This is a genomic window from Lutibacter sp. HS1-25 (assembly GCF_004121075.1).
In the GTDB taxonomy this organism is placed as follows: Bacteria; Bacteroidota; Bacteroidia; order Flavobacteriales; family Flavobacteriaceae; genus Lutibacter.
The window spans coordinates 1-8,733 of the sequence record NZ_RHLN01000042.1 but is presented as its reverse complement, the minus strand read 5'-3'; the positions used below and the strand labels follow the sequence as shown (position 1 = coordinate 8,733).

The 8,733-nt window shown below is 29.7% G+C and carries 11 protein-coding genes; 4 read left to right on the top strand and 7 right to left on the bottom strand.

The features are described from left to right. Positions 1 to 432 precede the first annotated feature (432 nt). The 4 genes from EC396_RS11295 to EC396_RS11280 are packed head-to-tail and all read left to right on the top strand — an operon-like array spanning position 433 to position 2,065. The gene (locus EC396_RS11295) at positions 433 to 1,188 is read left to right on the top strand and encodes a hypothetical protein (protein ID WP_129366800.1); all 756 of its coding nucleotides are present in this window, start codon (positions 433 to 435) and stop codon (positions 1,186 to 1,188) included. Next, positions 1,188 to 1,583, top strand: a complete 396-nt coding sequence (locus EC396_RS11290; RefSeq protein ID WP_129366799.1) for a DUF5675 family protein — start codon at positions 1,188 to 1,190, stop codon at positions 1,581 to 1,583. Before EC396_RS11295 ends, EC396_RS11290 begins: the two co-directional genes overlap by 1 nt. A 12-nt stretch (positions 1,584 to 1,595) precedes the next feature. Then, positions 1,596 to 1,859, top strand: coding sequence for a hypothetical protein (locus tag EC396_RS11285; RefSeq protein WP_129366798.1), 264 nt, complete (start codon positions 1,596 to 1,598; stop codon positions 1,857 to 1,859). Between the two features lie 23 nt (positions 1,860 to 1,882). After that, positions 1,883 to 2,065: a hypothetical protein gene (locus tag EC396_RS11280; RefSeq protein WP_129366797.1), complete on the top strand. Its 183-nt coding sequence runs from the start codon at positions 1,883 to 1,885 to the stop codon at positions 2,063 to 2,065. 295 nt (positions 2,066 to 2,360) lie between these two features. Here EC396_RS11280 and EC396_RS11275 read toward each other — a convergent pair whose 3' ends face one another. The 7 genes from EC396_RS11275 to EC396_RS11245 form a co-directional block, all read right to left on the bottom strand. Further along, complete coding sequence (locus EC396_RS11275; RefSeq protein WP_129366796.1) at positions 2,361 to 2,930, bottom strand: hypothetical protein; 570 nt, start codon at positions 2,928 to 2,930, stop codon at positions 2,361 to 2,363. Between the two features lie 2 nt (positions 2,931 to 2,932). Next, positions 2,933 to 3,295, bottom strand: a complete 363-nt coding sequence (locus tag EC396_RS11270; RefSeq protein WP_129366795.1) for a hypothetical protein — start codon at positions 3,293 to 3,295, stop codon at positions 2,933 to 2,935. Between the two features lie 29 nt (positions 3,296 to 3,324). After that, the gene (locus tag EC396_RS11265) at positions 3,325 to 4,143 is read right to left on the bottom strand and encodes a DUF2569 family protein (RefSeq protein ID WP_129366794.1); all 819 of its coding nucleotides are present in this window, start codon (positions 4,141 to 4,143) and stop codon (positions 3,325 to 3,327) included. Between the two features lie 387 nt (positions 4,144 to 4,530). Next, complete coding sequence (locus EC396_RS11260; RefSeq protein WP_129366793.1) at positions 4,531 to 4,974, bottom strand: tetratricopeptide repeat protein; 444 nt, start codon at positions 4,972 to 4,974, stop codon at positions 4,531 to 4,533. A 593-nt stretch (positions 4,975 to 5,567) separates the two neighbouring features. Then, entirely contained in the window at positions 5,568 to 7,325 is a 1,758-nt protein-coding gene (locus EC396_RS11255; RefSeq protein WP_129366792.1) for an AAA family ATPase, read from the bottom strand. Between the two features lie 284 nt (positions 7,326 to 7,609). Then, positions 7,610 to 7,960, bottom strand: a complete 351-nt coding sequence (locus EC396_RS11250; RefSeq protein WP_129366791.1) for a DUF2493 domain-containing protein — start codon at positions 7,958 to 7,960, stop codon at positions 7,610 to 7,612. 222 nt (positions 7,961 to 8,182) lie between these two features. Continuing rightward, the coding region (locus tag EC396_RS11245; protein WP_205757944.1) for a hypothetical protein at positions 8,183 to 8,733 on the bottom strand (551 nt) is incomplete at its 5' end.

Here is an 8,733-nt window from a genome sequence, read left to right as displayed (position 1 = left end):
AAAATTCCCCATAAATAAAGGGCTGTAGGAGGGGGGAGGTACTAACTGACACCGAATTTGCCCCTTTTTATTTAGTTCTGTATGTACTCGTTTATGATATCTATCTCAATACCAGAATATTCTGAAAACTCATAGATTGTTACAAACTGATGCGGCTCCTTCCCAAAGTGAAGTTTTATTTCATTGAGTAATTTACGTCCATAGCGTTCAGTTCTGCCGGTGATGCACTGGATGTCTTTTGGGTATATGCAAGCTCTAACTATTTTCATTGTTTTCATACACTATCCATACTTTATCCTAGGAGTATCTATGCTTTATCTATACTGCACCTTTTCGGAAGAAAAGGAATGTTTAGGAATGGATAACTATTGGTTTTTTAATTTTTATCTAAAGATAAGTTGCTTTGTTGAGAATTAAAAATTTTATACAATTATGGCTAGACAAAATGGCATTATTAAGTTAAAAGGAACTATCGGGGATATTTCTTTTTACAAAACTGGAGATGGACACCTTGCCCGCGAAAAAGGTGGTGTGGATGCATCTCGAATTGCAAATGATCCTGCGTTTCAAAGAACTCGTGAAAACGGTTCTGAATTTGGAGCTGCTGGTAAAGGCGGAAAAGTACTTCGCAACGCAATTAGAATTCTTTTGCAAAATGCAAAAGACAAACGTGTGGTTAGCAGACTGACGACTGATCTTTTAAAGATTGTGAAAACGGATGCTACCAATGAGCGTGGTTTGAGAACCATTGAAAAGGGGGATATGAATCTTTTAAAAGGATTTGAATTCAACATTAATGGAAAATTGGGTTCTACTTTGTTTGTAGCATTTAACAAGGATTTTGACAGAGTGTCTGGTGAAGCTACTGTTGGCATTACTCCATTTTCACCAAAGATTAGAATTGCTGCTCCAAGTGGCACTACGCATTTTAAAATGGTGATGGGTGCTGCAGAAGTGGATTTTGTTAATGAAACCTCAACTTTTGAAAGTGATGAAACTGCGGTGTTGCCTTACGACAGTGCAGACACTGCTGTTATTAACTTGAGTGCAAGTGTGACTGTGAATTCAAGTTTGCCAGTGGTTCAAGTATTGGGGATTGAGTTTTATCAGGAAGTGAATGGAGCTATGTATCCGTTGAAAAATGGTTCTTACAACGCTTTATCGGTAATTGATGTAACAACTGCCTAATGAATTTAACCCTGCACAGGACTTACTTTAAAGAGGGTACCAATGGTGCCCTTTTTTACCAAGGTCATTTTATGGGCTTTGTGATTGAATTGCCCTGGCTTGAGAACAAAAAGCAAGTGTCTTGTATTCCTGAAGGTGTTTATGTGTTGAAGGCTCGTTTTTCTGAAAAGTTTAAACATCATTTACAGCTTGAAAATGTTCCTTGCAGAAGTCTGATTTTGATACATCCTGCCAATGATGCCCAAAGTGAATTGAAAGGCTGTTTGGCTCCCGTAGGGCATTTGAATGGTATTGGAAAGGGATTGTACTCCAGACCCTTATTTCAAAAAATAATTTCAATTTGTTACCAGGCTTTTGACAGAAAAGAAACGGTAACACTCACTATTAAATCTTAAAACAACTACATAATGAAAATTACTGAACGCTATAAAAAACCAACTCCGACTTTTTTTAGAAAACTGAGAAACATTGGTATTGCATTGGCTGCTACTGGCGGTGCTATTATTGCAGCTCCCATAAGTTTACCTGCAATATTGGTGACTGTTGCCACTTATTTAACGGTGGCCGGAACTGTGGCCACAGCTGTGAGTCAGGCGGTGGTTTCTGACACTTCGCCAAGCTCAGTGCAGGCTTCTGAATTTGATGAAGACGTTGACTCTGACAAAGACTAAGACAAAGACTAAGACTTTGAAAGATGGAACAAAATAATTTACAATTACGCTCCGGGATTGTTGGAGGTACGTTTCTCTCCACCATTTTAAATATTACTTTGCACGATGTGCTTTTTACTGTTGTAATGGCTGTGATTGGAGCTGTTGTAAGTTTTTTTGTTTCTTGGTTACTTCGGAAAGTTTTTTCTTCAAAAAAAAGAATGTAAAAACGCCTAGCTAATAAGCCAGGCGTTTTGTTTTACATATAAAAGACTTCTGCTCATTTAAAATAAGTTTTTTTTAAACATTTAATATATCATTTTATTTTAAAATAAGCCCCTTAAAAAGGAGCTTATGAAATAGGATATTTGTGTTTTAAGGTCTTGTGCAACGGCTACCATTGTTTGTAAAAGTGTTTTTTAAACTACAATTAATTTTTTTTCTCAAAATCATTACTCAATTTAATTTCTCTTTTTGTTGAGATGTTAAAAATATAATTGATAAAACAAATATTGTATTTCTTTACTTTATTTTAACTTTAATTTTTTCTAATAAACTTTTAAGGTATCTTTCGTTTTCGTCATTATTTTTTATAAGATAACCAATAAATCGACTCTTTGATTTCAGTATTTTAATTCTGTTATTTAAGTCCTTATTTTTTAAGTCATCTGACAGTTCATTAATTTCACTTAATAAATATAGGGCAAGTGGCTTGTTTGAAATATTATTGCTTTTTAAAGAGCTTTTCAAACAATTTTCTAACGAGAAATGATTAACAATTTCAATAATTTTTATATATTCTTTTCTAGAATTATCATAATTAGTATTATATAATTCATCATCATTAATTCTGTTGTTATTATCATAAAACAAATTATATATTTTGTCGTCAAAATTAATTGATGTAATAAATTTGTTTAACAAATCTAAATCACCTGTTAATTTTATTTCTTTACAAATATTTTTGAAAAGATAATATTGTTTCCTAAATTTAGGATTGAGCATTTTATTTAAAAATGATAAAATTGACACGGTAACCCCTAAAATAAAAATCAGAAGTGTCATTATGAATACTTGTCCAATAATTTCCATATTTATAAATTAATTGTGATTGATTTTTTTTCTTTTTCATAGATATCAACAAGAACTTTATCTTCATTTTTTGAAAAAACAAATTTCAGATTGATTTGTGATGAAGATAAATTAGCTTTTCTTATTTCTCCAATTTTAAATTGAATAATTTGGCTTGTTGAAAGTGCTTGAATTTCTATCTGAAAATTTAATATGTTTTTAATTTCTTGAATTAACTCCTCTTTATTGATTATGTTTATATCAATTGTTTCAACTGAATTAATCATTAACGATTTTAATTCCAAATTACTTGGATTTTCATCTTTTTTATAGGAATGTAATACATAAAGTGTGAATAAAATATTCTTTAATTTCTGTTCATGCATTGTTTTAGTTTTTAATAAACCTAATTAGTTTAATTTTGGTTTTTTACTTTTTGATTTAAAAATATATAAATAATTCCACCAATTATTATGAAACTTGTAAAGCTAATTAAATAATTAAAGTGAAATTCATTATAAAAATGAGACTCTTTTATCCCTCTTCTTCCATCACTGTAAAAGTAATATGTTTCTCCAAAAATATAACCTAATAAAAGTGATAATGCTGTGCTTACAATTATTGAAATAATTATGATTTCATCATAACTTAATTTTTTTAAATCTAAATTATGAACTCTTTTTAAACTTGTAATTTTAAAAACTAATTTGGTTATTGGAATAGTTAAAAAATTTAATATTTGATGAATTTTAAAATTTGTATTGTTTATTGATTTTGGATAGGTTATTTTTACTCTTTCAGATACATTTAAATAGGTAAACCAAATCCCAAAAACCAGTATTGATGAAATTGTATTCATCATTAATTGACGTTCCATTTCATTAATAAAGTATGGATCTAAGCCTGCTATTCTTGGAAAAAAATTTTGGATAATTCCGTGAATCAAAAATAGGATTAAATAAATTTTAGTGATTTTAACTGCATTTGGTTTGATTAGCAAAAGTAAGATTCCGGACCAAATACTCATTGTCATTAAAATTAAAATTGCCGTACTCATTATATATAAATAGCTTTCTAATCCTTTAATTTCATCAAAAAAAAGTTGTGTTTGTGTGTATTCTGTATAAATAACAAAAAGGTTTCGTATGGGTGACCCAATAATCAATAAAAAACATAATAAATAAAGCCAACCTCCAATTCCCTCTTTCATTGATTTAATTTCTATTTTATCCATAAATTAATATTTATTTTTTTACTATTAATTTCTTAATTAATTATAACTCTTCAGCATTTATAGATTTTTCTATATTTAAATTTTTAAATGTTTTTAATTCTTATTAAATATTGAATTCCGCCATTTTTACCAACGGGCTTTTATAAGATTTGTGCGACTGGAAAATCGGAGATTTTTCGGACGTAGCAAATTGTCAGTTGAATGTTTTTCGGTTCGTTATTTAGTTTAAATGTAAGCATAAATTTTATGAGTTGTTGGCTGTAGTTTTTAGTCCGCTCCTCTATTTATTTATAATATTTTGTCAGATGAATTTTCCTAAAAGTAATATCGATAGTTCAAGATTTCTAAAAAGTAAATTCAATTATTGAAACTTTTTCCATTTGTGATTTAAATTCTATTTAACCAAGAATATTGTTCTTTTATTGCAGATGTTGTTTTGTCAATTTTATTTTTTGTTATACTAATCATTTCTTGTTTTAGGTTATTGTTGTTTTCAGATGCAATTAGCACTTCAACTAAATTATTTGATTTAAGAAAATTTGGATTTATTTCAGAAGCTCTTAAGAAATGGTTTAACGCCTCAATTTTGAAATTCTCATTATTTGTATCTGTTTCTTTAAACAATTCAGCTTGATGTTTACAACAAAGACCTAAATGAAATTCAGCCATAAAATGTTTTGGATTTTTTCTTATTGTTTTATGAAAATTACCATATGCTTTATGAAAGTCGCCACTTTTTAATTCACCAACACCTTGCTTGTAGGCTCCATCTTTAATGAAAATCCAATAAATTATAAATCCTATAATTACTAAAATAATTGTTATAGTCATATTTATGTTTGTTTTTTTAAATTACAGTCAACTTTCTTATATACTTATACTAAGTTTGTTTATCCAGATCAAATTTCCTAGATAAAGCATTTTATATCTATTTTATTATTTTGATTGTGCAATTTTTTGAATGTACTAATTTAATAAAATTGCGTTCATAAAATATGTATATTGTTAATTTATAATGAATTTAAATATGCTTTGTATTGATTTGATACATTCAAATGTATGATACAAAATTGAATTGATATTACGGGAAACCGTATTGTGAACTTATTTTTTTTATTGTTAGGAAATTAAAGTATCTGAAAAGTTTGCCAACTGTTTGTTGTTGAGTAGTTATGAATCTGTTAGCAATGGTTTATAACCTGAAAAGCACTTAAAATTCATTTCAAAAACTGTAAAAAGTGATGCAAAACAGGTGCATCATTTTATTTTAAAATTAGAGGGCTTTGTAGGCCTTCAAATAAACCTTTTTAAGCGATTCAAAATTGAGAAGAGTTTGGCTATTGCTTTAAAAAATAAGCCCCTTAAAAAGGAGCTTATGAAATATGATATTTGTATTTTAAGGTCTTGTGCAACGGCTACCGGTGTTAGCCACCTTTTTTTATTTCATTCAGTTTGTCAATTAGGTCTTTAGGAAATAAATTTAGTTTTCTTAATGCTTTAAATAATGTCGTGAAATTTATTACTCGACTAGTATATTTTCTATTATAAGCCTCATTCAAAATTGTTTTACCGCGTCTTGTAAATAACCATTTCGGATAACTCAACTTAATTCCATTGGAATACTCAATTTCAATTCTTTCTGTCTCTGTATTCTGATTAAAATCTGTAAAAATATTGACCAAATCAGGCTCTATGTCTGAAATAATTGAATCTGCTACTTTTTGCAAAATTCCTGCCGATAAAGATTTAAGTTTGTATTCTTCTCCAACAGAAAAGTTAACACCTTCAATTATAGGATTAACTTCTTTATCTATAAGAGCTGCATATACAATTATTGGATCAGTCAAGTAATTTTCAATACTATACCTATCTATTTTATATACACCATCAGATGTTATGTTTCCACTATCAGCATCAATTAGACCGTGAATAATGTTTACTATTCCAGACTCTTGAAGTTTTGTAACCCAATTTTGTACAGCATCTTTTCCTCCTGATTTGTCTTTAGTAGAAGCAGAAATAAACACCAATGGGATATCTGCATTTATTATATTTTCCAAGGTTAATTGATTATAAACAAAAGAATAAAATGAAACATCATCGTTATCTTCTACTAAAAAATATTTAGTTCCTTCTCCAACATAAACCAATCCTGCTGTTAATAAAGAAACCGAATGATTTTTAGATGGAGATTTGGCTATTCTTGGTTCAACTCTTGACATTTCAAAAACAGAATCATTTGGAGCGAGCATAACTGTTGAAGGAGAGTGAGTAGTCATAATAACCTGAACTCCAAATTTATCTACTAAAACATTCTTGACAACGTTTAAAAATTGCTGCGACATTGAAGGGTGTAAGTGAGCATCAGGCTCATCAAGTAATAATAGTTTTGGGAAAAGCTTTTTTTCTTGGGAATTGTACAAATAAAAGACGAGAGAAATTAGTACTTTTTCTCCTGAAGATAAATCATTAAAATTAATTTCCTCATTTAAAATTTGATGAGTAAGTTTTAATTGAAATCCATCTCTAAAACCATTTGTTGAAGGGTCATTAATTTCAAAAGGGAGTTTAGATTCTCTAATTATTTCACGAAGAACAACCCAAGGTTTTTCTCCAATCTTAAGCTTAATATTTTCTTCTGTTTCTTTGTTTGATAATAGTTCTATTTCTGATAATCGGAAATTATAAAAGACCTCTCCAATTTTTTGACTTAATTGACTTTCTTGTTCAATTAATATTTCTGGAAAATTTTCGTAGAATTCTTCTTTTGATATTTGATTAAATTGTTTGCCTGTTTTCCGTATAATTTCTTGACAAGCAGAAAAAATATGTATTTGACTAGGATTAATATTACGATAATTACCTCCTTTGAAATTATTATAATGAGCATCCATTTGCTGCTGAATGCTAGAGAGATTTACGTGAGAGGTATTTTGTAATTGCCATTCGCCTTTAAGAAAGGTAACTTCATTAGGCTTTATAGATTTCCCAATTATCGAAACTCTTTCAGTAGTTCCATTTTTATTTATAATTGTGTTATGTATTAAATCTAGTAATTGAGATTTACCTGTTCCATTAGGACCAGTTATAACTACAAAATTTGGAATTTCAGTCCAATTAAAACTTGTAATTGATTTGTATTTTCCTTTAAAATTTATTTCCATATCTAGGTTGATAGTCAAATGGTGGCTAACTTTCTTATATACTTATAATATAATAATTATGTTTATCTGGTCAAATTTTCCTGATAATAGTATTTTATATCTATTTTATGATTTTTGATTGTGCAATTTTTTGAATGTACTAATTTAACTAAAAAGAGTTCATAAAATATGTTTGTTGTTAATTTAGAATGAATTTAGATATGATTTGGATTAATTTGATGATTTCAAATTTATGATACAAAATTGAATTGAGATTACGGGAAACCGTATTGTAAACACATTTTTTAATTGTTAGGCAATTATTAAACATCCATAATTATTACTTTCAAGTTATTTTGTTCTGCTAGGTTTATCATATTTTTGGTTCCTTTACTTTCACCATCCCAAAAAGCTACTAACACATCTGCATAATTTGCCATTTGTTGGTTGCGTTTTGGTCCTGCTGCTTTTCTGTATCGTTTCCAATCTGCAGGAAATTTTGTTAAAGGAAATCCTCTTTCAGCTGCGTATTGTTCGCCTAGTTTGTCGGCTCCTTTGTTGTAAGCTCCGCTTACAATTTCAATGTTGGTTTGATCCTGGAGGATGTGGTCACAGGTTTGTTTTAGTTTTTGGTAGTTGGTGAAGGTGCGGCTTCCGGCAATAATAATTTTCATAAGTTATCTGTTCATTTTTGTCTTGACACAAAAACCCTTCGGCTACGCTCAGGATAAACCAAGCCAAAAAAGTCAAGACTGATTTCAATTTCTTTGAATTCTTGCGTTTTATCCACTAACGTATCCAGACCGCTGCGCTCTTTGGATACTTAGCCGTTTCTAAAACTTGAATTTCTACAGAAATTCAAATAGGTCGTGTTGTTAATAATTGATTCATAAATTTTAGGACCTCAACAATGCAATTTTTAGTTGCTTGATTGCTGCAAGTTGCTGCTGCAGGTTTTCTTCAAAAGCATTGATTTTTTTGAGTTTTTCAACTTTGATTTGCCATTGTTGTTCTTGGTTGTTTTGAAGTGCTGTATTGATTACTTTTTTCGCATCTGAAATACAAATAAATGGGATAACACTTCCTTTTAAATAATAACTGAAGTACTGTCCAGTTTTAAGTGATAAACACAGGTAATACAACGACTCCCGGGCAGGTTCTGAAGCTGCTGTAATGACAAAACAATTTGGGCAAGGCTGGTTTATTGGCCTGCCACTGTTTAAGCCTTTAGACAAAATAAAAAAGTGCGGCGCGTTATAGGTTCTTCCGCTTTGGTGGGTTCTGATTTCATAAGTAGACATAGTTCCGGAATTAAAATTATTTGCGCTTCGCGCACGTAATTTTTTTCGGAAGAGAAAGAAAAAAGATAGCAGCAGGTTAGGTTGTGTGGCAAATGTTGTCAAGGTTTTTGGAGAAAATATTTTGGGGATGAAGGATGAGTAAAGAG